This is a genomic window from Rufibacter roseus (assembly GCF_001647285.1).
In the GTDB taxonomy this organism is placed as follows: domain Bacteria; phylum Bacteroidota; class Bacteroidia; order Cytophagales; family Hymenobacteraceae; genus Nibribacter; species Nibribacter roseus.
Genome location: NZ_LRML01000001.1, coordinates 418,976 through 442,018 on the forward strand (window position 1 = coordinate 418,976; position 23,043 = coordinate 442,018).

The following is a 23,043-nucleotide window of genomic DNA, read 5'->3' on the forward strand; positions in this document are numbered from 1 at the left end:
TGAAAAAATGAAAAGATATCTCTATACAGCTTTAGTAGCGTTTACCTTAAGCTCCTGTGGTGATTTGCTAGATACCGAACCTACAGACCGCTACACAATTGAAAATTTTTGGGTATCTGAGAAAGGTACCATAGGGGCACTGACAGCTTGCTACAACAGCCTGACCAAAACCGGCACATTTGGGGGTACAGCCACCGTATTGTGGGAAGAAACAGCCACCCCAAACGCCTATAATTATGACAACTCTGCCGGGTTCAATGTTATTGCGCTGGGTACCCATACGTCAGCCACTAACTCCGCTATCATCAACGCCAGATGGAATGATGCTTATGGCGGCATAGGGCGGTGCAATACGTTCATAGCCAGGGTAGACAATTCTCCCTTAGATGATAACCTGAAGAGCAGGATGAAAGCAGAGGCAAAGTTTCTTCGGGCGCTGTATTATAATCTGCTTACCACTTATTACGGGGCTGTTCCCTTGGTCTTGGATGAGCCAAATATTTCCCAGGGAAACCTACCGCGCGCTCCCAGAGAAGAAGTAGTTCAGCAGATACTGAAAGACTTGAATGAAGCGGCAGATGTGTTGCCAACCAGATATACCTCTGCTACAGATGTAGGGCGTGCTACCAAAGGTGCTGCCCTAGCCCTTAAAGCCAGAATTCTGTTATTTGAGGCAAGTCCACTTGTTAATACAGGAGGTAACACTGACAAATGGGCTCAGGCGGCAAACGCTGCCAAAGCAGTAATGGAATTGCAGGGTACGGGTTACGCTTTATTCCCAGACTACCGCGCCTTATTTCTGCAAGAAAATGAAAACAGCAGCGAATCTATATTTGATGTGCAGTTCAAAGCTCCCCAGTATGGAACTGGTTTTGATGTAGTCTTGAGGCAATACAACACCGTAGCCCCTCTTCGGGATCTTGTAGATGCCTATTGGATGAAAGACGGAAAAACAAAGGAAGAATCTACTCTCTACAACCCTGCAACTCCTTATGCTAACCGTGATCCTAGGCTGGACCAGACTATAGTTTACCCGGGGGCAATGTTCAGGGGAGCAACTACAAGTACCAGCACTTATGTTAATACCGGTTATACACAAAAGAAATACAGCATTTATGATAGGGAATCCAACAATAATTTGCCGTCAGTATCTGAGACAAATTATATGGTTCTCCGCTATGCAGATGTCTTATTAATGTATGCCGAGGCTCAAAATGAAGCATTGGGTTCGCCTGATCAAAGTATTTATGATGCCTTACATGCTGTCCGTAGAAGAGCTGGACTGAACCCTTGGCAATTACCATCAGGGCTCAGCAAATCAGAAATGAGGAATATCATTAGAAGAGAACGTCGCTTAGAATTAGCGGGCGAAGGTCTCTATTATACTGATATCCGCCGCTGGAGAATTGCCGAGACAGTGATGAATGGGCCTATTTACAATCATGCCGGAAACCCGATCTTGGTTCGGTCATTCAATCCTCAGCGGGATTATTGGTGGCCTATCACTGACCGCCAGCTTGAGTTAAACCCTGCCCTTGAGCAAAATCCAAATTATTAATTCATGTTCAACAGCAGGTTTTTTATGCATTGCCTTAATAGTAAATACTTAACAGTGATGAGAAGGCTGTTTCTTATAGTTGCCTTGCCTATGGTCTTCTTCAGTTGTGAAAAAGATGAAATAGAGCAGCCTAAAGTGCCTGAAGAACCTAAGGCTCCGGTAGAGCAGATACGTGTAGATGACTGTGAAAAATGTATTGTGCTGGCAGAGCAATTAAAAAACAGAGTTGCCATAGTTGACTTGAATTCCAAGAACATTATCTGGGAGTGGAAAGCAGCGGAGTCTAATGTTCTGACACCCCACTTGTCATGGTTTAACTTGCCAGATGAAGCTAAACCTGTGTATGGTGGCAAGTACATTTTGCTGACAGCTTCTGGTGGTGGCGTAGCCTTGGTGCGTATAAAAGACAAGAAGACCTTGTTTTACGCAAATGTAGGCGGCAATCCCCATTCGGCTGAACTGCTCCCCGACGGGAACATTGTAACTTCTTCCAGCACGGGCAATAAACTCACCTTGTTCAAAGTAGACACGCTCACTTATCCTGATCAAGGATACAGAAGGACCATGTTTATTGAAGATGGGCATAATGTGGTATGGGACAGGCAGCGGCAAAGATTATGGGCTACTTCTAATTCTACGCTTAAAGCTTATACCTATAACAACAGTTGCAGCCAGCCAGGTTTAACCGAAGTTACGTCAATTGCCGTGCCGGGCCCGGGAACTCATCCGCATGATCTTTTCCCGGTGTATGGGGAAGATGCCCTTTGGATGTCTACTACCACCAATGTCTACAAATTCAATATTACGGCAGCAAGTTTTTCGTTGCACCCTACCCCTTTACAACGGGCCATTAAAAGCATTTCTTCTGGCCCTCCAGGTTGGCCTATCCTTTTAATGCAGCCAAAGCTCCAGTACTGGTCAGATGAGGTAAAAGATGAACACGGAAGAAGAGTATTTCAGCAGAACGACCTAAAGATTTATAAAGCCCGGTGGTTGGTTAATAACAATTTTAGTTACCCAGAGAATCATATGATTCGGCAATGTGACTAAGAATTTCAGATAACCCCTGAAGAAGAGTTTCAATTTTTCAACAGAATAAAATCTACTAAAATGATAGCCTTAAAAAAGAAAATTAAAGCTGCCTTTACCTTTTTTGCATTAGCAGTATTCACCCTGTCATGCAATGATGATGCAGATATCTGGGAAGACGATAACCTGGAAACGTCTGCTAATTTAGAGATAATGCTCAAGGGGAAAGAAAACCATGATGTGCTGGCCGATGTGAAAGTGAATGTATTTGCCAAGCCAAAAGGGAGTGAAGACTTTGCATTAGTTTATGCTGGAACCACAGATGAGGAAGGAAGAATTGAAGTAAAAAATTTACAAGTCCCTAATATCGTCAGGCTCGAGATGGCTGATACGAAATATCCTTCGGGTGACCCAGTGATTGCTAAAATTCTAGGGCAGAAGTCAGCTTCTATGGAGTTGCAGATCAATACCCTGTGGCAGCCACAATCTATAATGGACCGGACAGGCTGGGAAGTGATAGATTTTAGCAGTATGCACAAAACATCAAATGCAACGGCTAATCTTCCGGGCAATGTTCTGTTAGATAATACCTCCATTTGGCATAGTAATTACGCCGGAGGAGCCACGCCATATCCTCATTGGTTAGTGATAGATATGAAAGAAGCAAAGACCATGCATGGTTATGCCTTAAAGCAGCGCGCATCTAATAATGGACCAATCAAAGGGCTTGAGTTTTATGTGAGTGATGATAATGTGAATTGGGAAAAAGTGGTGGCCACAGAGATACCCCTTACCAATCCCGGAGAATGGCACACCATCAAGCTTCAGCAGCCTGCCAAAGGCAGATACATAAAGTTTGTGGCAACCTCTCCGCATCTTCCTACGGCGCAATTTATTAATCTAGAGCAGCTTGGCGTTTATTAGCATGGTTTATCTCAAATATAACCGCTTAACAAGCTTAGCATGGTTCTTCATGCTAAGCTTGTTAAGCCTAAAGGGGGTGGCGCAGAAAACCAAACCAATGGAGTATTTGGTTTGTGGTGATAGCAAAGTCTTGATCGTAGATTATAACCTAACAAAAGACAGTATTCCGGCAATTTCCTGGAGTTGGGATGCCCATAACGCCACTGACCTTCCTGAAGACTACCGGCATAAATTTTTTGAGACAATAGATGATTGTAAAGCCTACCAGAAAGGACGTATCATACTTATCTCTTCTTCTTCCGGTGGGTTTGCTTTGATCAATAAGGCAGATAAAAAAGTGCTTTACTACGGTTTTGTTCCCAACGCACATTCTATAGAAATGCTGCCCGGAAACATTATAGCGGTGGCAGGTTCAACTGCAAAAAATGGAAACAGTGTAGAACTTTTCAAACTTGACCAACCTGGTAAGGCCGTTTACAAAGACAGCCTGTACTCGGGGCATGGCGTGGTTTGGCATAAAAAGCAGAAGAAATTATACGCCCTCGGCTATGATGAGCTCCGGAAGTATAGTCTTGTAAATGGGGAAACAGGTGCTTCTCTAAAATTAGATAAGTCATGGAAATTGCCCAGTACCGGAGGCCATGATCTGCAACTAGATCCCTCAGAAGAAAAGCTACTTGTAACCGATACCCGTACCGTTTGGGAATTTGAGCTGAAGAATTCCAGCTTTACTGAATTCTCTCCTTTGCAGGGCATGAAAAATGTTAAAAGTGTTGGCAAGCACCCGGTAAGCAAGCAACTGATTTATACCAAAGCTGAGGAGAGCTGGTGGACTTACCATGTCAATTTTATGGATCCTAACCAATGTGCTGCTTTCCCTGATATGCGGGTCTATAAGGCAAGGTGGATTTCCTACGAATAATTAGAATCCAGCAGTTGAGTATTAAGATTGAAGCGATGAAAAGAAGAGATTTCTTTAAAAATACCACCCTTGCTACAGCAGGCGCAGCCTTGCTCCCAACTTTGGGATTTGGCCATTCCATGGACAAAAAAGCAGGCAAGACGGCGAAGAACATTATTTTTTTGGTGAGTGACGGCATGAGCACCGGAACCTTAAACATGGCCAACCTTCTCCTTCACCGGAAAGAGGGAAGAAAAAGCCGGTGGGTTTCACTATATGAAGAGAACAAAGCAGTCCGCGCTTTAATGGATACAGCTTCGGCAAACTCTCTGGTGACTGATTCTGGGGCAGCTAGTTCTGCCTGGGGTGGAGGTGTACGCGTAAATAACGGTTCCATCAACGTTAATCCAGATGGCTCAAGTAATAAGCCAATACTCCAGAAATTTAAAGCGGCCGGAAAAGCAGTGGGGTGTGTCACTACCGTTCCTATCACCCATGCCACACCAGCCGGCTTTTGCATTGCCACCAAATCCAGAGATGACCAGGAAGGAATCGCCCGCCAGTACCTAACGCTGAAGTTTGATGTTATGATGGGCGGAGGAACAGAATTTTTTACATCTAACAAGAGAAAGGACAAAGCCGATTTATTTAGAGAATATTCTCAACAAGGTTACAGCGTGGTTAGGACCCGGAAAGAGATGATGGCTACGTCTCCCTCTGTCGGAACCCCAATCTTGGGCGTATTCCATGACAATGCATTACCCTATACTCTGGATAGAGCGCAGGATAAGCATCTGCAGGAAACAATGCCCACCCTTGCCGAAATGACCAGTCAGGCTATCAAGCATTTAAAAAACAACAAAAAAGGCTTTGTCTTACAAGTAGAGGCCGGAAAGGTAGATTGGGCCGCCCATGCCAATGATATTGGTGGGTTGTTATATGACCAAATTGCTTTTGACGATGCCATTGGGGTTGCGTTAGACTTTGCTGAAAAGGACAAAGAGACTCTGGTTATAATTACTACAGATCATGGCAACGCTAACCCGGGCTTATACTCAAATGAAAAAGCAGATGAAAACTTTGATAAGATCCAGAAATTCAAGCATACAAATGATTGGATACTAACCGGCATCAGCAGAGATTCCAGCCTTAAGCAACTAATAGAAAGGGTAGAAGCTGCCCAAAGTATTGCCATTACCTCTGATGAAGCTCAGATTCTTTTAAAACATATAAGAGCACTTGATGAAACCGGTATCTATAACCCCAAGAAGTTACCATTTAGTCAACTGGCACAAATACAGTATAATTATACTTCTGTTGGGTGGGGATCCATCCATCATTCTGCTGACTACGTAGAGCTAGCCATGGTTGGGCCGGGTAGTGAGCTTTTAAAACCATTTGTCAAGAATGTTGAACTTCATAAAATAATGTTGCAGGCCTGCGGTGTGGTCTCATGATAAAGCTTTTTGCGGACATGAGGCTAAGAAAATACCGCTCTCCTTTTTTTTAATTTTAATTGGTGCGTAAAGTGAAATTTAAAAAAGCACTGCTACACTTCTGAAAAGCAGAGGGCGAGGCTATTTATTTAGTAGCCTCGCCCTTTTAAATTAACTACAATGAAACTATGCTTCTGTAACAGTCTTTCCAGAGGTGGTAGCGGTGCTTTTGGTTTCTACCGTGCTTACATATCTCCAGTCAGCTGCAGCGTTATTGTTAGAAAAGGTGGCCATGACATAACCTCTTTGCGACGCATTCAGATAATTAAGGTCATCTACAAGTAAAGTAAACGCCTGCTCTACCCCGGCTAAAACTTGCGGTGATTTCCCGAAGATGGCTTCAAAACCCGGTGAGGAAACAGAGGCGGTGGCGAACTCGGCGCCTACTTCGTTTCCTGCGGCATTGGTCAAGCTGCCGTACCAAGCGTTATGGGTGTCTCCGGCCAATGAAATAAGCTTTTTGCCGGTGGCGGCGGCAAACACCATTTCTCTTTCTACCGGATAGCCATCCCAGGCATCAAGGTTGTACGGTAACACGGTCTCCACGCGCGCTCTTTCTTGTGGGGTCACCGTTGGGTCTCCCTGCTGAATTCTGGCTTTTATGGTAGCCAGCTGCGTGACCAATGTGTTAAACTGGAGCAACAGTTCTGGCGTGGCGCTGCCCGCGGCAATCTGGGCTGTCATCAATAATAATTCAGCCGGAATAAAAATTTTGCTCATTAACACCTGGCTTCCGAGCACCTGCCATTTAGCCGTACTGGTTTGTAGCTTGTTGCTTAGCCATGTTCTTTGCTCCGTACCCAGAAGCGTTCTGGAAGGGTTTTGCCAGGCGGCCAGAAATGCGGGTGCGTTTAGGCCGGTAGAAGTAAAATAGTTGGCATAGTCAATCTGCTTGTCCCTGCCTATAATGCGGGTATCCAGCATCATTAAGTTCACGATACCGGCAATTTCAAAGTTCCGGTAGATTTTGGCATTGTCCGTTACCCGGGCTGGTAAGTACTCATGCCACACCTGCAGGGCCGCCATTTTACGGGTGTTGTAGTCGCCCTCGTTTGGCTGGTGGTTTTCCGCGCCGTCTTTGTACGCGTCGTTCGTGATTTCATGGTCATCCCACACGCAAATAAAAGGCTTTAACTGGTGAGCTCTCTGCAGTTGCTCATCACTTCTATACTGCCGGTACCGGGCTCTGTAATCTTCCAGAGCTATAATTTCTCCGGCGGGTTTATGCTCGCGGCCCAGGGCTGCGGTTTGGGCTGTTGTGCCGTAACCACCTACTCCGTACTCGTAAATATAGTCGCCTAGGTGCACCACCACGTCTGCGTTTGAGTCAGCCACTGCCCCATACACGTTGAACAGACCCGCCTGAAAGTTGGCGCAGGACACCACCGCCAGTTTCACCTCGGTGGCTTCTCCGGGTTTGGGTAACGTTTTGGTTTCACCTGTTACAGAGGCGGCACCTGTTTTCTCGTTCCTAAAACGGTAGTAGTATTTGGTATTGGATGTCAGGTTGCTTACATCTACATGAACAGTGTTGTCGCTGGCGGCATCAATCTCCACCGATTCGCTCACTACCACCCTCGAGAAACTTGCATCAGTGGCCACATCAAGCAGAATAACGGGTTTGCCGGTTTCATTGGAAGCAGGTGTGTAGCGGGTCCAAAGAATTACTTTGTCTTGGGTAGGGTCAAAGCTGGCTACTCCTTCAAAGAATCCATACTCCCCAGTGGGTGCGGCACCTGCATCATCATCGGTAGAGCAGCCAACAAGAAAAGAAGGCAACAGGGCGACACCGGTAGCAGCAACAACGGAGTTGCGCAGAAAGCTTCTACGGCTCAAAGAGGTTAATTGGGTATGCTTTTTCATGTTAGGGTTTAATGAGACCCTAATTTATTATGGAGAATCAGCAAACCTTCAGTGCTGCGTGTAATGCTTTTATTATAGTTTTAGTCTAATTGTTATCTGAAAATTACGGGCTTCTGTTTTAGGGCTGTTTTTCTAAAAGCAGCCCTAAAACAGAAGCTTCAAAAATAGAAAAAGCCTGCACGAGGCAGGCTTTTCAAGTAGGTTTGGGGAAGCATTAGAAAATGTACCGGATGGTCAGAGCTCCATCTGGAAACAAGAAGAGACCGTCTTGGTTGACATCGATAAATGGCTTAAAATCAAGGCCTACCGAAATCGGAATCTCCGTAATCTGATATTCCAAACCTACAATTCCGTCTATACCCACCGTAGTGAGTTGGTCATGGTATGAGTCATGATAATATTTGTGGCCGCGTTTGTAGTAGTGGCGTCCGGCAAAGGAGCCAATGTGAGCACCTACGCCATAAAACCATTGCAGGTTCTGTATGCCCAGGGCATCAGCGTGAATTTCATACAGCCCGGTTAGCTGAAATCCTCTTCTGCCAAAGCTAGTGCCTAGAATTCCTTCAATGGCTCTGCTATTGCCCATGTAGTACTTGCCAGTAATGCCGGAGGTATAACCTCCAAGCCGAACACCCAAACCAAATTCCTGTGCTTTGGCGGTTCCAAAGCTAAGACTCAGCAGTACCAAGCCCAGCCCAAAAATAACACTCTTGTTTTTCATAGTAAAAAGATTCTTTGCTTTTGTGCATGTTTCATACCGGTTTTCATGTAAAACCGCAGCAGAACACGCTGTAGAGACAGTTGTTTCGTTCCTTGCCCCTACAAAACTGCTAAGAATCTGTTATTATTTTACCGACTCTGAAAAAAATAGAGCCGGAACCTGACAAGGCTGCTCCTTGCTTTAGTAGCTGCAATTTAGCTATTTTTTGTAAGACTGCAGGTAGGCTTCTTTGCCAGTACGCTGCCCCACCAACCTAAAAAAGCTGATTTTCTGCTCTTTATCTTTTTTTAAAGCTTTGGCAAACGGGTCTTTCTGTCGTGGGTTTTTCTCGGCATCCTGCACATATTGCTCCCTGATCAGGTCTGCGGCGGGCAAGTGTTCAGCTACGGTAATGTGCACTAAGCCTGTCTTTTCCCAAAGCTTTCGCCACCACGGCACCGAATGAATGAAGTACCAGTAGGCTTGAAAATCTTCCTGCAGAAAATCAGGTACCTGGTCCAGCGTCTCAATTTCCTCTTTAAAGCAAACATCAACAATGCCAATATAGCCTTCGGGTTTCAGGAAACGGCAGATGTAGGGCAGGTACTTGTCGTCGGTGCCGAAGTAGGTGTAGGAGTCAATAACCAGCACTACGTCGAAGAATTCCTCTGGAAAAGGCAGGGCCCGGGCATCGGCTTGAATGGCGAATACATGGTCTTCTAGTTTTTCTTCCTGTACACGGCGGTAGTTGCTGGTGGCAGAAATGGCATCATCTACGGCCCAAACCTGTACCCCAAACTCTTTGGCCAGAAAAATGGAGCTGGCTGCCTTGCCGCAACCCAAATCCAGCACGCGCATGCCTTTCTTCAGCGGGATTTGCGAGGTGATACTTTCTAAGTTAAACAGCACGTTCTCACCCATAGAATGCTCTCGCACCCAATTAGGGTCATATTGTACACTCCGGGGGAAATGCTGTTTGATTTGAGGAGGTGCTGCGGACATGGTGGAATTTTGTTTGGAGGCTGTACGGTTCTGATGGGTGTAGGGTTGAAGGGGAGTAGCCGAGGAATTGAGTTTAATCTCATAAGCAATGCTTCCCTTTTCTCTCGGTCATCCTGATCGCTAGCCGAAGGATCTAACGAAGATTTTACAAGACTAGCGTTTATATTCAGCCACAGCAGCGGGCTGGTTAACCCTTTTCCGTACGCTTCTCCTAAGATCTTAACAGCCTTGAAAACCAAAGCCTAGTTTTATGCGCTTTACCCACCGGCGTTATTGCGTGTTCTCACGGACAACTAAAACCGGACATGCCTTACCCTTTCTTTCCGCTGCCGAGCTGGCGTGGGTTCTGTTGATCCAAGGTCTCACAAGACAGTCTTCTCCGTTTCTCTGGCTCTGTGCGCTCACGGCCGCGAGGCCCCGCCCTGTGGATTCGCACTGCCCTTTTCACTAGACCTTCGGTCTTGCCGCTGCCGCGGCACTGCTCAAAGCGAGGCGCTCATCCCCACGGCTGGTAACGGTTCCAATCCTGCTGGTTGTGCTGCTCTTGAACTGTGGCTGTTGCTTTCTACTTCTGTAGTTCCTGGGTAGAGACACTCGCGCTGCGCGCATCAATATTTTATTTGGTAGAAACAAAGGGTAGAGCTCAAATATTGTAAGGCTTATTTCTCAAAATAGATTTCAAAGACGTTTTCGGGCTGACTTTCAAAAAAAGAGCCTAAAACGCAAAGACTTTGCAAGCTTAAAAATGGCTGTGAGTTTTATTTGCACCGCGGAACCGTCTGCTCAAAAGATCACGTAGCGTCCGGAGGACCTGCGAGCATCTCTGCCCATAAACGTTTTAAGCCTCTTTTCCCAAAAACAAGCCTAAAACGCAAAATCAACAATCAGCAAATAACAATCAACAATTAATGAAGCTGCTGCATCTGCTCAGAGGAGTGGACCAGCACACCGCCGCCGTCTTGTTTGGCGGCTTCTAGCATGGCTTTGGCAACAGTTTTGGCTTCTATGGCGCGGTAAGGTTTTAGAGGACCCTGCATCAGAAAGCCAAACACTTTCGCAAAACCTGCCGCTACCTTTTCGCCTAAGCGAAACTCTTGACGGTCGCCCAGCAGGAGCGAGGGCTGGAAAATATGCACGGCGGTAAAGGGCATGGCTTTCACGGTCTCCTCCATTTCACCCTTCACACGGTTGTAGAAGATGCGTGACTGGGCATCGGCACCCAAGGCAGACACTACCAGAAACTGCGTGGCAAAATGAGAGGCGGTTAGCTTGGCCAGCTTCATGACATAGGTGTAATCTACTTTGTAGAAGTTTTCTTTGGAACCGGCTTTTTTGATGGTGGTACCCAGGCAGCAAAACACATCGTCGGCTACCAGGCTGTGGCGGTGCTTCTCCAGGTGGTCAAAGTCTACTATCAGTTGCTGCAGTTTGGGGTGCTGTACTGGCAATGGTGAACGGCCCATGGCAATTACTCTGCTGTACCTGGGGCTTTGCAGCAGCAACTGGAGGCAATGGCTGCCTACCAGCCCGCTGGCACCGGCAATAAGCGCAACTTTAGCAGAGACCATGGTTCTGGGGTGTGGTTCGTTAAGACTTTAACACTTTTCTGATTTCCTGGTAATCTAAATAATATAAAACCTTAACGGAGAAACTGTTCAATTGTTTGGCTTGTAGCGTGTTGCCTAAATTAAGGAAATAATTGGTGCGTTCAGGTATAAGGCTGTCATAGATAGCATTTTTCCACACTACGCTCAACTCGCTGCCGGGCGCGAAACGCCAGCTGTACACCAAGTCAATATTAAAGGCATTGAAGTTGCGGTTAGCGGCCCAGGAGGAGGCAGGGGTGTACTCCAGCGGACTTAAATTGCCGTCAGACAGAAGTTGGTAATACTCAAGGAACCGAGCATCGGACCAGTAGTGGCGCATGTTCAGGTTGAGCACCGTGCGGGCATTGAAAATATAGGTGCCCGTAAGTGTATTGTTGACGGTATGTACAGTGCGGTTGCCGAAGAAAATGCTGTCTTGCCGCCCGGTGCCCGCATACCCAAAGGAGCGTAAATTTTGGCTGTAGTTGACACCGTACACCACTTGCATATTGTCGTTTACGCGCAGTCGGGGGCTCAAGCCCACCCAGTAATCGGTTTGGTCATATTCGGGGGAACGGTAAAAGCCACCGTTCAAGTCAACGGCAAACTTCTTACGGTAATCGGTGGAGATGTAGCCGTTTACCTCGCCGCCAGCCGGTGCCCTGAATTTGCGGTTAGGCACCCCGTCTGCGTAGGAGCGGGGCTCAAAATAATCGTAATTATTCGTAGGCAGCCAAACGAGCGAGTAGCCGAAGGAAAGAAATTTCTTGGTGGTGGCGTTGGTCTGCAGGTAATACACCACTCGGCTGAAAGAAAATGGTTTGTAGAGCATTCGGTGCTCCACACCAATTGAGTTATAAAGGCTGTTCAGCTTCCAGAAAGGTTTATAGATGTTGTACCTGAGGCTTACTTCGTTCTCCATAACGTTGTTATTGGAGAGGTAGCCCAGATCATTGATGTCATAGGTGTGCGTTTCGGTGCTGTGATTCAGCCTGAACTGAAAATTACCGCTGGTTTTGCCGAAGCTGGCGTAATAGGCATGGCCCAACTCTACTTTGTCTTCTCCTTCGGGTACTTCGTTTTTGTGGTAGCGTTGGCTCAGGTTGCCGGTCAGGTTGAGCGTGTAGGAGTTCTTTTTATTAGTGAGTTTGGTCATGAAACCTGTCACATTGGCATTGTAAAAACCGCGGCTCCGGGTCACATTGGTGTTGGTAAGCGTTACGTACGAGCTGTTGGGCAAGCTCTGGTCCAGCACCAGCACATTGTAATTGGTGGCGGGGTCGGTGAGGATTTCGAACTCCTCATTGGTGGTGCCGCTACGGAGAGTGGCGAAGGTGTTTCGGGTAACAGCGTTAAAAACCCCAATGCCCAAGCCTTGATTTGTTCTGCCTGAAACTTTAGTGGCATTGATGAGGCTGGTTCTTTCCGGATTTTCCACCACTACGGCACCCTCGCCGTAGCGAGACCTGTCATATTCTAAATTGTAATAGTTGATGGGCTGAGCACCAATGCGGCGGGAGTAGAAAAGTCCTGCTTTGTTGAAGAGCTCGGTTCCTTCTGTGAAAAATTGCCGGTTTTCGTCAAAACGCACTTCAAACGGAGAAAGGTTGAGCACCTGCGCGTCTGACTGGGTTTGTCCGAAATCCGGTACCAAGGTCATGTCTAAGGTAAACGCGTCGTTGATGCCGTACTTAATGTCCATGCCGCCGTTGAGAGTGGTGGTGAGGTTTTTCTTACCTTCCTGGTTGTGCGGGAAGTGGTCGGCGTAGGCCGATAGGTAAGGCATGAGCGACAGCCGTAGCGGCGCTTTCAAACCAGTTATTCCTTCGGCTATGCCGAATTGATTGATCCAACCCTGTAAGGCGGGGTCTACAAAGTTCCAGAACGAAGCCTCGCGGTAGCGGCGGGTGGAGCGCCAGAAATTGATGCCCCACTTCTGCACGTCCTGCTTCGGGAAACGGATGGCCGAATACGGTATTTTGAATTCTACTGACCAACCTTGGTCATGCCGCGCCACCACGCTTTCCCAGACCGCGTTCCAGGCAAAGTCTTCGCCGTTGCTCGTTGACTTGAAATCGGTTTGCACCCCAGCGGCGGAAACTTCAAAACCAAAGGCGTTTTGCTTATCAAAATAGGTATCAAAGTACACCCCAAACATATCAGTGTTAACCTGGCCTCCATCGCGCTGGCTTAGCTGGGTGAGCACAGAGTCTGGCGCGGTGTCATACAGCATGGCGCCTACGTACACGGCTTCATCGTCATACAGCAAACGCACTTCGGTACGCTGCCGTGAAGGTGCTCCACTCATGGGTTCGGTTTGAATAAAGTCAGTGGCCGGCGTGGCCTGTTGCCAAACCTGTTCGGTGGGCAAACCATCTAACTTAGGCGGGGTTGCGGTTCTGACGGCAATTACCGTTTTCTTTGGTGCGGTGGCACCTTGCTGCGCAAAAGAGGTGCTAAGGCTGCCTAACAAGAAGGCAACAAGCAAAAGGTGTTTCATAAAAGGGGTGAGCCGCTTTGTAATTGGCTAAAATCAGGAAGCAGGGATAAGTTGAATTCCCTCTGGCTGCAGCTGCACCACCCCTTGCTTGTACAAAGCCCCAATGGCTTTTTTGAAGGTTTTCTTGCTCATGCCCAAGGTCTGGTAAATTTTCTCTGGCTCGCTTTTGTCAGTGAGCGGGAGAAAACCGTTTTTGTCAGCTTTCAGGCGTTGCAGAATGGTGTCGGCGGCGTGTTCTATTTCGCCGTAGCCCTGCTTTTGCAGGCTTACGTCCAGCTTGTCGTCTTCGCGTACTTTCTTCACGAAGCCTTGGGTAAACTCACCCGGCTGCAGCGGCCTGAAGACCTCGTTGCGGTACAGCATTCCCAAATAACTGTTGTTCACAATCACTTGGTAGCCCAGTGCCTTCTCCGGACCAATTAGCAGATTCACTTTATCGCCTTCTTGCAGTTTAATAGGCTCGTAGCTCAAGAACGGCGCCAGTTTGGTAGAGCCTACAATGCGGTCTGAGTTTTCGTCTAAGTAGAGGTATACCAGCGCCCATTGGCCAGTATGCAGGTCTTCGTGCTGATTAGACAGGGGCACCAGCAAATCTTTCTCCAGGCCCCAGTCCATAAACGCCCCGAAGTTGGTGACATCTTTCACTTGTAGGCAGGCAAACTGGTCTACCTTGGCCTTGGGTTCCAGGGTGGTGGCAATGATCCGGTCTTCCGAATCGCGGTATACAAACACACTGATCATGTCGCCAATGGCGGTACCTTCCGGAACATACTTGCGGGGCAGCAGAATATCTCCGTCGTCAGAGCCCAAATATAGGCCGTGTTCCACATCGCGGAGAACTTCCAGATAGTTATAATCGCCAAGGTTGAGCATAAGGTGCAGCGTTTGTGTATTCTACGGCAAAGGTAGAAAATCTATACGGCACCTTGATTAATGAGCAATGATTAATGTTTTGGAGCTGTTTTTAGGAAAAGAGGCCGAAAATAGGTTTGATTTGAACGGTTGGCTCTGTTGAGGTACGCCCGGAACGGATTTTCTGCAGGTTCATTGGGAGTTGGAGGTCAGCAGACTCAAAGCAGCGGAATACTATAGTTTATTATAGTTTTATACAGGGTTTCCTGCAAGTTTTTCAAAACTAGAATATGAATTAAGCAATGGGGTTTGCTAAAATGGCCGAAAGGAAATTGCTGTTTGAAGTCTTCCGCAGGAGGACTGCAAACTTAAAATGAAGCAGCAGGAACTCCGTTCCGAACCAAAAGGAAGAACAGTATTTCTGCGAAGCAGCTAGCATCACTCCTGTTTCCGGCCTGTTTCCCAAAAACAGACCGGAAACTGAAGAAAAATTTTCCGTATTAATTTCTATGCAGGCGGGCTATCAAATACGAAACCAGCAGGAAATTCATTTCCTGACTTTTGCCGTGGTGGAGTGGGTAGATGTGTTCACGCGGAGGGAGTATGCTGAGGTGGTGGTGGAAAGTCTGCGGTTCTGCCAAAAAGAAAAAGGACTGTTGCTGTATGGCTGGTGCCTAATGTCTAATCATCTGCACCTGATTGCCGCTGCCCAGGAAGGATTCGCCTTGTCTGACATTCTGCGCGATTTTAAGAAATTCACGTCTTCTTCAATCATTAAAGCCATCGAAAACAACCCGCAGGAGAGCCGCAGAAATTGGATGCTCTGGATTTTCAGGTCGGCCGGGAAGAAGAATGGCAAGAATACACAGTATCAGTTTTGGCGGCAAGACAATCATCCCATTGAGCTGCTCTCAAATAAGTTCAAGGAAGAAAAGCTGCAATACATGCACCAGAATCCGGTAGTGGCCGGTTTGGTAGCGGAGCCAGAGCATTACTTGTACTCCAGCGCGCTAGATTATGCCGGCGGAGAAGGTATGTTGCCGGTGTCTTTGCTGTAGCCGGCAGGAAGTCGAAGACTTCCATTTCTATTTTAAGTTTGGAGTCACCCTTCGGAAGACTCCAAACAGCGGGAGAATGGTGAAATTTATTGTTATTCAAGCATAGGAAAAGAGCCTTGGTCTACAAACTTCAACTTACCATCTTCATAACGATATACCCAAACAATTCTTCCTATTACAACTGGTGGCATTGGTGGAGTATTTTTATTTTTCAGCAAGCTTTGTTTTAAAGGATAATTAATTGAATCATTTTTAGCTTCTGCAAAACATTGAAACTGCTTCGACTTCCCCGTTTCCACTTTGAAAAAAGGCTCTAGAATTTCGCCAAAAACAAAAACGTTTGAATTATTTGAATTAAAATACCCTAGCGGCTTATCTTTCTTATTGCTTAGATAAGTACCAAAAGTGCTTTTCTCGAATAAAGCGAAACTCACTTCATACTGATTTCCCTCCCTATTAATCTTAATAAGGTACACAGTTTTAACTGGCACAAAAGTACCTTGTTGTGCTACCATTTGAATACTGTCAACAATATTAATTAATTGCTCATTTTTAATTGAAAGTTTATTTATTAGATTGCTAGATTGGGTTCCACACTTCAAAGCCGTCAATCCAAAAGGTAGGAAAACGAATAATAAAAACTTAATTTTTAATTTCATAAAGTGATTCTATTTTAAAGTTGGTTTGTGGTTATAGGTGTAAATTATAACCCCCGCTGTTTGAAGTCTACCAAAAGGTAACCCAAACTCCCCATAAACCAACCCGCACTCTATTCCGGCCAAACCACAACAACGCCAGCTATACAACCCAAACCTGTTTTAGCCCTACTTTCCCCCCCGCTGTTTGGAGTCTTCCAAAGGGCGACTCCAAACTAATAGTGAATCAGCAGGAACTCCGTTCCGGCCAATCCGCAACAACGCCAGCTACACAACCAAAACCGTTTTAGCCCTCTTTTCGCAAAAAAGCTCTAAAACGCCTCCTACCAATACTGAGATTTAGAGAACACGCCTTGCTTGTTAAACAGGGTGAGTCCCAGCATGATTTCATGGCTTCCGGTGCTTACGGTGTTTAGGGCGGAGGTAGTGAGGTCGTAGGCGTAGCCGAGGTGCATCTTGTTTTTCCAGTGGAAGCCTGCTGATGCGGTGACTGCGTCATTGTGTCGGTATGAGCCACCTAGCCACAGGAACTGGCGCAGGTACAGTTTAGCATTTACATCAAAAGACAAGGCCGTAGGGTCAGCGTATTTCACCACTACCGATGGAATAAAGTTGACATCTCTGGAGATAATGATACGGTAACCAGCGTGCCCATAAAAGTGGCGCTGCTGCTGGGCAGGTACCTCTGGGTCAGAGGTGCGGAAGGTATAGGGAGCCGGCAACACTTGCGCAAAAGAAACGCCCGCAAAAAAACGGGTGTCATAGGCCACCAAACCCACCGATAGGTTAGGCCTAATGCGGTGGTAACTTTCTTCGTTCACCACAGGGTCACTTGGGTCTATGAAACTGATCTGGTCGCGGTTGAGACCGTATTGGGTAATGCCGGCCGCTACGCCAGCGGCCAGTTTCATGGTGCCGGTTACGGGCAGGTGGTAGGCGTAGGTAGCCTGCACATCGGTGCGTTTCATTCCGCCAGCTTGGTCAACCTGCACCAATAGCCCAAGGCCATGGTTGGCTGGTATCTGCTGCGTAGTGTTGCGGTGGAACGGCCGCCAGTTATTCAGGTACTTAGACCGTTTGGGCTGCGGTTGCTGATGGTAAGACGAAGGCGGGTTCACATAATCTAAGCGGGCAATAGGCATGTGGGCACTCAGGTAAAAAGACTCTGGCGCGCCTTCCAACCCTGACCATTGGTTGCGGTAGCCGGTGCGTAAATCCAGATAGTTATCTACACCCGTTACCGCTGGGTTGAGCAGCAGCGGGTTCAGCATATAATTGCTGTAATGCGGTATTTGCTGCGCCCAGCCCAAGTAAGAGGCCAACACCAGGCAAACGAGAAGGAAGTTTTTCTTCATAGCCATGGTTTATCTTAATATGGTAACGGAGCCCGAGAATTTAGCCCTGCCGTTCTGTGGATCAATAATGTAGTAGTAAGCGCCAACGGGTAAATCTTTGCCGTTTCGTTTGCCATCCCAAGGAGTAGGGTAGCCGGTGGAAGTGTAAATCAACTCACCCCAACGGTTAAAGATTTCTACCCGCACGTTCGGATACTCCTCCACGCCTTCAATCACCCACGTGTCATTCACAAAATCTCGGTTTGGCGAAAATGCCTTGGGTATGTTCAGCCGTTTCATGACTTGCACTACCACGCTATCTACTGCATTGCAGCCTTCTGCAGAGGTTGCGGTCAGGTAATAGGTTGTTGTTTCCATGGGTGAGGCAATGGGGTTGGCAATGGCAGGGTCGCTTAATCCCGTAGCCGGAGACCATAAGAGCGTACCTTCGCCGCTTCCGCTTAAAGCAATATTCTCGCCCTGAACAATGGTGCCTCCCTCACCGGCCTCTACCAAAGGAGTAGTGGTGACGGTGATGTCTTGCATGGCTATTTGGGTACATCCGTTCGCCGCGGTGGCAACAAGGGTTACTGAGTAACTGCCAGTTTGGGTGTATGTATGGGTTGGGCTGGTGTCAGTAGAGGTAGTGCCGTCGCCAAAAGTCCATAAAAAGGAGAGAGGGGCGCTGCCATTATCAGTTGATGTATTAATGAACTTAACCGGCTGGCCAGTACAGGCAGCAGAGGGGATGATAGCACCAGTAGAAGGGCTGGGAAGAACTTCAATAGATTTGGTGATGACGTCGGTGCAGATAATTCCGGACCAAACCCGCAATGTTACCTGATAAGTGCCCGCTGCCTCATAATGATGCTGCGGATTTTGCTCAGTGGAGCTGGTGCCGTCTCCAAAGTCCCATTGCCACCGTACTATTTTACCAAACTGCACCTGGCTGGCATCTTGAAACGAAACAGACTCCTGCTGACAGAAAGAAGAAGCAGAAAAATTAGCTACGGGAGTAGCACCATTGACAGTGTAGGTGGTGGAGAGACTGTCGCTGCAGCCTTTGTCAGAGGTAACCACCAATTTTACCTCGTAGTTGCCCACTGAGGCGTACTGGTGCCGCGGATGCTGGTCAGTGGAAGTTCCGCCATCGCCAAAATCCCACTTATAAGTTAGAGTACCAGAGGAAATAGTGGAAGTATTCTGAAATACAGCTTCGTCGCGTACGCAAATGTCTGGTAATACAAAGCTTACCACCGGTTTAGGATTCACCGTTATGTTGGTGAGTACAGAATCGGCGCAGCCGCCGGCGTTTATAGCTTTTAACTTTACCAGATAAGTGCCGGGGGCGGCGTAGGTGTGGCTGGGATTTCGGGCAGTACTTCGGGCAGTGCCGTCGCCAAAGTCCCATTGCCACCTGATAGTGCTTCCATTAGGTACTGGGGTGCTGTTCTGGAAAGTAGCGGCCATGCCACAGGCAACAGGCACAGTAAAACTGGGTTTGGGCGGATCGGTAACGACCACAGATTTTGTGATGTCGTTTACACAAAGTGCCTCCGTGACCACAGACAAACGAACCGTATAGGTGCCGGGCGTTTTATATAAATGAGCAGGGTGCTGTTCCGTAGACATGGTGCCATCACCAAAATCCCAGAGCCAGCCCGTTACTACCTCACGGGCATTTAAGCGGGTTTCATTTGTAAAACGGGTGCTGTCATTGGTACACGGACTGACAAACGAAAAATTAGCTATCGGGGTGTCATGCACTTCTAATTCAATATATGTTGAATCTTTTGAATTACAGTCTATTGCGTTGGCTTTGGTGGTAACCAGTGAAATGGTATAGGTGCCGGCGTTGGCGAATTTGTGAGAGGGGTTCTGATCTGTGGAAGTGCTCCCGTCTCCGAAATACCACTTCCAGGCCAGTGGTTGGTAAGCTGCAAACCCCCTGAACCGCAGATTCCGTCCATCGCAGATACTATCAGAAAGCACCGTTATGTTCTGGTTCAGGTTAGTAACGTTAGCCCCCGCCGAATAGGCATAGGATTCGTATTCGGCAAAACCATAGGCCATGGCGTTAAAACCGCTGTCTGCTGTTAGGGTGTGATTACCTCCTGCCACTTGGTTTTGGGAGTAGGCATAAGTTGTGTTTTGCGGAACTGTGAGGAACGGCACTTTGCGGCCATCAAGTCTAAAAGTGGCCGTGTCCTGCGCCTTCATGGTTACGTTGATAAAATGGCTTGAAATCTGGAAGTAGGGCGAGGAGTAAAGCGTGATATCTTTCAGGGTCTGCTCTACCGGGTTAATCAACACCATGTCGGGGTCACTGAGTACATCATCACAGTGCTGGCTTTTGGTGTACTGGGTTACCTGTACTGGTTTATCCGCTGAAATGTAGTTGGTGCCAGTATTTTCAAACTCATGGAATTGCCCTTTGTTGCGCGTAACGGTGGTGTTGTTAATAGTGATGGCTGTATTGTCTTCAGATGCAAGAACTCTGTAAATCTCACTTGAATTCCGGCTGGCAAAAGGCGCCGTCACAAAGTTTTTTCCCCAGGCAGTGATGGGGTATAGCTGTTGGTACAGATTGTCACCACTGGCTCTGAACGGACAGTTGAACGGCTGCGGAATGTAGGTGTAGGAACTTCCTGAAAAAACAGCAATCCGTTTGCAGGAAGCGTCAGAACCTGAGCTCACAGACTCAATTTTTGAGCCTGTTAAATCTTGGTAGGAACGCACTTGGTACACCTCGCCCCGCATGAGCGGCCTGGTGGGCGAAAACGTTCTACCGGCAGGATTTCCAGACAGGGTGGGAGCCGTGGGAGTGATTTCCACTACGGTATTGTCTTCCAGCGCCACCACCATAAACTGCGAGGTAGAGGTTCTGGGGTTAGAATCTAAATAGGTTTGATTATAGTTGATAGAGTAATAAGACCTACCTAACGTAGGCGTGGGCAGCACCAACGTAGCCCCAGATTTAGTTTGGTGATAAATGTGGGAGTACACCACCACCGGATGCAAAGAAGTAACATGAATGGCTTTTTTCTCAATCACTTCACTTGAACCTACATAAGCCAAAGTTGGTGATACTGAAATTACCGTGACCAAATTAGCTTTTACTTCATAAGATGTGGCTGCCCCGCTACCTACCGTAACTGAAACGGTGGTGTTCACATCTGAAGTAACGTAGAGGTTCATTCTAGATACCCCATTCTGAGGATTAACTACCTCATTTTCAATGTGAGCCATGTATCCAATCCAGAAGTCCCGACCTTTGTTTGATGTATTTTGTGCTGCTGCCAAAGCAGAGAAAGCCAAGAGCAGGCAAAAAGACAAAATGAACTTAAGGTAATAGAAAGGTTTCACAGGAGACAGGCTAAGATGGACCACATTCACTCCTCAACAGAAAGCCGCAAGAAGAAAACAAGCTGCGCGGGAGCTATGGCAAAATAGTAATTTTAACCAATAGATTAGCAGTTATTTCAGTAATTTGCAGTAGCAGGTCTTTTGCAGTTGCGCCAGGAAATGCAGGTGCAGTTACCAAGTTGATCGGTCCAGTCTGTTTTCGACCTCTTTTCTGAAAATCAGATCAAAAACAAACAGTGGCTTATCTGAACTCAGTTACCAGTGGTTGAGTAAACCGCAGATCATTGAAATCATAATACTGTCTACCCGTCTGGAACAGTTTAAGATCCTGTAGGTTATTCAGGTGCGGTACCCGCGGGTAATACCCTAAAAGCACTTGTATGGTGTTGAACGGCAGGTATTCGTTCCGGAACCGTAGGCCTGCCCCGTAGCCTTGGTACGGTTTTGTCTTGAAGGGAGAGCCGTTTGGCCTATCCGTGATCCAGGCAATGTCTGCAAAGCCTATGAGGGCCAGCCGGAAGCCAAACAGGGTAAGCGGGGTGAAGAAGTTGGTTTCATAATTCAACACAAACTTACGGTAACCCCGTATGGAGCCTGAACTGAAGCCTCTTATTCCTTGGTCGTTGTCAATGTTCAGGGCAAATAAATCGGGGCGGGTAAGCCCCAAAGTGGTTCTGTTCCAGAGAAACTGACGCCAGCGCCAGTTTCCAAAGCGATACAGGGGCGTGAAGTAAAGACCCTCTGCGGTTAGCACACCCTGTTCCCATGCATCTTTGTATCGGTAGCTGCCATACTCCAGACCGCCGTAGAGATAGCCAAAGTTAGGGCGGTACTTCCCAAAGGCGCCCTTTGCCCCTAAATACAGCCTGTTCTTCTGTGAGCCATCTTCATAGCCGGCGGTAACGGCTAAAAGGTTTCCGGCCGGAATATCCTCCGTTCGCCCAAACCCGAACAGGTATTGGTCTTTATAATAGCGCCGGAAGCTGTGCCCAAAGCCAGCCAAGTACAACCGCGCGCTCTGTATGGTAGGCAGACTGGTGCCCTGTGTGTACTTTACATTCATGAAGCGCCCCGCGGCAATCAGTCGGCTGGGATTGTCAGCCGCTAAATCATATGATTTCATGCCGAAGGCCCTGCCCACCCAAATGTCCTGTATATTATAGTCTAATGGGGTAAACGTCATTTCCTCTCCTGGCTCAGGAGGCCCGTCTACATAATAGTTAGGTTGTAAGGTCTGGTACCAACCAGCCGTGGCGCCACCAGCATATTTGGTGTTGGTAGAGAAGAAATCGCGCCGGAAACCAATACTCTCTTGCTTGTAATAGTAGGTGTTATGGTACACCACTTCTGCTGAAATGTAACTTCTTGAAATGTTCTCAATAAAGTAACTTCCCTGAAACTGCCAGGGTTGAGGTTCATTCAAGCCAAAGCGATAAGTAGTTCTAATCTGGTGACCCACGCCCATGAAATTAATGTCGCGTAATGACAGGCGGGTGCCCGAGGTACTTGCCGAACCTGACCCGCTGATGCTGAACACATCTCTGGTAATGATCACAATGTCTATGCTGTCGCGGGTGGAAGTGGAGTCATTGACAAGAATGCGGGCATCAAGAATATAGTCGGTCTGCCGCAAAAGGCGCTCTGACTCTGACAAAGCCAAAGGCTCTAGTAATTCGCCTTCTTTAAACAAAAGCGTATTGCTGATTCTGCCTTTCTTGGTACGCATGTGCAGCGCGTTCCCCAAGTTCTCCCACGGGTCATTAGGCACTTTTGAGGTGTCGTTCATGGAGTACCCGAAAGGCTCCAGCCGCTTGTAATATATTTTTCTGACTACTTTATAATTATGCTGCTCATGGTCTTGCGGTAATATTTCGGTGTCTAAAGGACCACCCGTTGTTCTGGGCTTAAATATGATCAGTTCCCTGACCAATCTACCGAAAATAGTTTTCTTCTGGCTTATCCGTCTTAGGGTTTGAAGAAACTTCTTTGGGTCGGTGGTGTCACGGGCAAGGGTATCAGCTGGTGGTTTAATTTGGGCTGGGTGAGTAGTGGGCGGTTCAGTCTGTGCCACCGCTACAAAAGAGCAGAAGCAGAGCAATAGCCCCAGCAGGGGCGGAAGAAGAAATCGCCCAATATGCTCTTTATATGCGTTTGCTGCTGTCATGCCCTATGCTCCGTCCCTACAAATACGGCAAAATTCTGATACTAAAATATAAGC

16 protein-coding genes are annotated in these 23,043 nt (G+C 47.4%); 6 read left to right on the forward strand and 10 right to left on the reverse strand.

The features are described from left to right. Window positions 1–7: 7 nt before the first annotated feature. The 5 genes from A8O23_RS01360 to A8O23_RS01380 are packed head-to-tail and all read left to right on the forward strand — an operon-like array spanning window position 8 to window position 5,869. Complete coding sequence (locus A8O23_RS01360) at window positions 8–1,558, forward strand: RagB/SusD family nutrient uptake outer membrane protein (RefSeq protein WP_066615557.1); 1,551 nt, start codon at window positions 8–10, stop codon at window positions 1,556–1,558. A 57-nt stretch (window positions 1,559–1,615) separates the two neighbouring features. After that, entirely contained in the window at window positions 1,616–2,608 is a 993-nt protein-coding gene (locus tag A8O23_RS01365; protein WP_082882836.1) for a DUF6528 family protein, read from the forward strand. A 60-nt stretch (window positions 2,609–2,668) separates the two neighbouring features. After that, window positions 2,669–3,511, forward strand: coding sequence for a discoidin domain-containing protein (locus tag A8O23_RS01370; RefSeq protein ID WP_066615558.1), 843 nt, complete (start codon window positions 2,669–2,671; stop codon window positions 3,509–3,511). A gap of 49 nt (window positions 3,512–3,560) precedes the next feature. Beyond that, complete coding sequence (locus A8O23_RS01375; protein ID WP_074988290.1) at window positions 3,561–4,433, forward strand: DUF6528 family protein; 873 nt, start codon at window positions 3,561–3,563, stop codon at window positions 4,431–4,433. Between the two features lie 35 nt (window positions 4,434–4,468). Further along, window positions 4,469–5,869, forward strand: coding sequence for an alkaline phosphatase (locus A8O23_RS01380; protein WP_066615566.1), 1,401 nt, complete (start codon window positions 4,469–4,471; stop codon window positions 5,867–5,869). A 165-nt stretch (window positions 5,870–6,034) separates the two neighbouring features. Here A8O23_RS01380 and A8O23_RS01385 read toward each other — a convergent pair whose 3' ends face one another. The 6 genes from A8O23_RS01385 to A8O23_RS01410 form a co-directional block, all read right to left on the reverse strand. Further along, window positions 6,035–7,771, reverse strand: coding sequence for an alkaline phosphatase D family protein (locus tag A8O23_RS01385; protein ID WP_066615568.1), 1,737 nt, complete (start codon window positions 7,769–7,771; stop codon window positions 6,035–6,037). Window positions 7,772–7,985: 214 nt separating this feature from the next. Then, entirely contained in the window at window positions 7,986–8,492 is a 507-nt protein-coding gene (locus tag A8O23_RS01390) for a hypothetical protein (RefSeq protein ID WP_066615570.1), read from the reverse strand. A 198-nt stretch (window positions 8,493–8,690) separates the two neighbouring features. After that, window positions 8,691–9,473: an SAM-dependent methyltransferase gene (locus tag A8O23_RS01395; RefSeq protein WP_066615571.1), complete on the reverse strand. Its 783-nt coding sequence runs from the start codon at window positions 9,471–9,473 to the stop codon at window positions 8,691–8,693. Window positions 9,474–10,378: 905 nt separating this feature from the next. Beyond that, window positions 10,379–11,041: an oxidoreductase gene (locus tag A8O23_RS01400; RefSeq protein ID WP_066615577.1), complete on the reverse strand. Its 663-nt coding sequence runs from the start codon at window positions 11,039–11,041 to the stop codon at window positions 10,379–10,381. 19 nt (window positions 11,042–11,060) lie between these two features. Beyond that, entirely contained in the window at window positions 11,061–13,559 is a 2,499-nt protein-coding gene (locus A8O23_RS01405) for a DUF5916 domain-containing protein (protein WP_066615579.1), read from the reverse strand. A 33-nt stretch (window positions 13,560–13,592) separates the two neighbouring features. Continuing rightward, window positions 13,593–14,432: a CvfB family protein gene (locus A8O23_RS01410; RefSeq protein ID WP_066615581.1), complete on the reverse strand. Its 840-nt coding sequence runs from the start codon at window positions 14,430–14,432 to the stop codon at window positions 13,593–13,595. A 488-nt stretch (window positions 14,433–14,920) separates the two neighbouring features. Between A8O23_RS01410 and A8O23_RS01415 the strand changes: the two genes are divergently transcribed. Then, window positions 14,921–15,469 carry an REP-associated tyrosine transposase gene (locus A8O23_RS01415; protein WP_066615587.1) on the forward strand — a complete coding sequence of 183 codons (549 nt, stop codon included), beginning with the start codon at window positions 14,921–14,923 and terminating at the stop codon, window positions 15,467–15,469. 92 nt (window positions 15,470–15,561) lie between these two features. Here the strand turns inward: A8O23_RS01415 and A8O23_RS01420 are convergent, their stop codons facing one another. The 4 genes from A8O23_RS01420 to A8O23_RS01435 form a co-directional block, all read right to left on the reverse strand. After that, window positions 15,562–16,128 carry a hypothetical protein gene (locus tag A8O23_RS01420; RefSeq protein ID WP_066615589.1) on the reverse strand — a complete coding sequence of 189 codons (567 nt, stop codon included), beginning with the start codon at window positions 16,126–16,128 and terminating at the stop codon, window positions 15,562–15,564. Between the two features lie 320 nt (window positions 16,129–16,448). Beyond that, window positions 16,449–17,480, reverse strand: coding sequence for a PorP/SprF family type IX secretion system membrane protein (locus A8O23_RS01425; protein WP_066615896.1), 1,032 nt, complete (start codon window positions 17,478–17,480; stop codon window positions 16,449–16,451). Window positions 17,481–17,489: 9 nt separating this feature from the next. Then, window positions 17,490–20,825 carry a PKD domain-containing protein gene (locus A8O23_RS22030; protein WP_153042032.1) on the reverse strand — a complete coding sequence of 1,112 codons (3,336 nt, stop codon included), beginning with the start codon at window positions 20,823–20,825 and terminating at the stop codon, window positions 17,490–17,492. A 241-nt stretch (window positions 20,826–21,066) separates the two neighbouring features. Then, window positions 21,067–22,989 carry a BamA/TamA family outer membrane protein gene (locus A8O23_RS01435; protein ID WP_066615592.1) on the reverse strand — a complete coding sequence of 641 codons (1,923 nt, stop codon included), beginning with the start codon at window positions 22,987–22,989 and terminating at the stop codon, window positions 21,067–21,069. Window positions 22,990–23,043: the final 54 nt, after the last annotated feature.

Coding starts and splice junctions, on each gene's coding strand:
- A8O23_RS01360 (WP_066615557.1), top strand. CDS start 8: ATGAAAAGATATCTCTATACAGCTTTAGTAGCGTTTACCTTAAGCTCC.
- A8O23_RS01365 (WP_082882836.1), top strand. CDS start 1,616: ATGAGAAGGCTGTTTCTTATAGTTGCCTTGCCTATGGTCTTCTTCAGT.
- A8O23_RS01370 (WP_066615558.1), top strand. CDS start 2,669: ATGATAGCCTTAAAAAAGAAAATTAAAGCTGCCTTTACCTTTTTTGCA.
- A8O23_RS01375 (WP_074988290.1), top strand. CDS start 3,561: ATGCTAAGCTTGTTAAGCCTAAAGGGGGTGGCGCAGAAAACCAAACCA.
- A8O23_RS01380 (WP_066615566.1), top strand. CDS start 4,469: ATGAAAAGAAGAGATTTCTTTAAAAATACCACCCTTGCTACAGCAGGC.
- A8O23_RS01385 (WP_066615568.1), bottom strand. CDS start 7,771: ATGAAAAAGCATACCCAATTAACCTCTTTGAGCCGTAGAAGCTTTCTG.
- A8O23_RS01390 (WP_066615570.1), bottom strand. CDS start 8,492: ATGAAAAACAAGAGTGTTATTTTTGGGCTGGGCTTGGTACTGCTGAGT.
- A8O23_RS01395 (WP_066615571.1), bottom strand. CDS start 9,473: ATGTCCGCAGCACCTCCTCAAATCAAACAGCATTTCCCCCGGAGTGTA.
- A8O23_RS01400 (WP_066615577.1), bottom strand. CDS start 11,041: ATGGTCTCTGCTAAAGTTGCGCTTATTGCCGGTGCCAGCGGGCTGGTA.
- A8O23_RS01405 (WP_066615579.1), bottom strand. CDS start 13,559: ATGAAACACCTTTTGCTTGTTGCCTTCTTGTTAGGCAGCCTTAGCACC.
- A8O23_RS01410 (WP_066615581.1), bottom strand. CDS start 14,432: ATGCTCAACCTTGGCGATTATAACTATCTGGAAGTTCTCCGCGATGTG.
- A8O23_RS01415 (WP_066615587.1), top strand. CDS start 14,921: ATGCAGGCGGGCTATCAAATACGAAACCAGCAGGAAATTCATTTCCTG.
- A8O23_RS01420 (WP_066615589.1), bottom strand. CDS start 16,128: ATGAAATTAAAAATTAAGTTTTTATTATTCGTTTTCCTACCTTTTGGA.
- A8O23_RS01425 (WP_066615896.1), bottom strand. CDS start 17,480: ATGAAGAAAAACTTCCTTCTCGTTTGCCTGGTGTTGGCCTCTTACTTG.
- A8O23_RS01435 (WP_066615592.1), bottom strand. CDS start 22,989: ATGACAGCAGCAAACGCATATAAAGAGCATATTGGGCGATTTCTTCTT.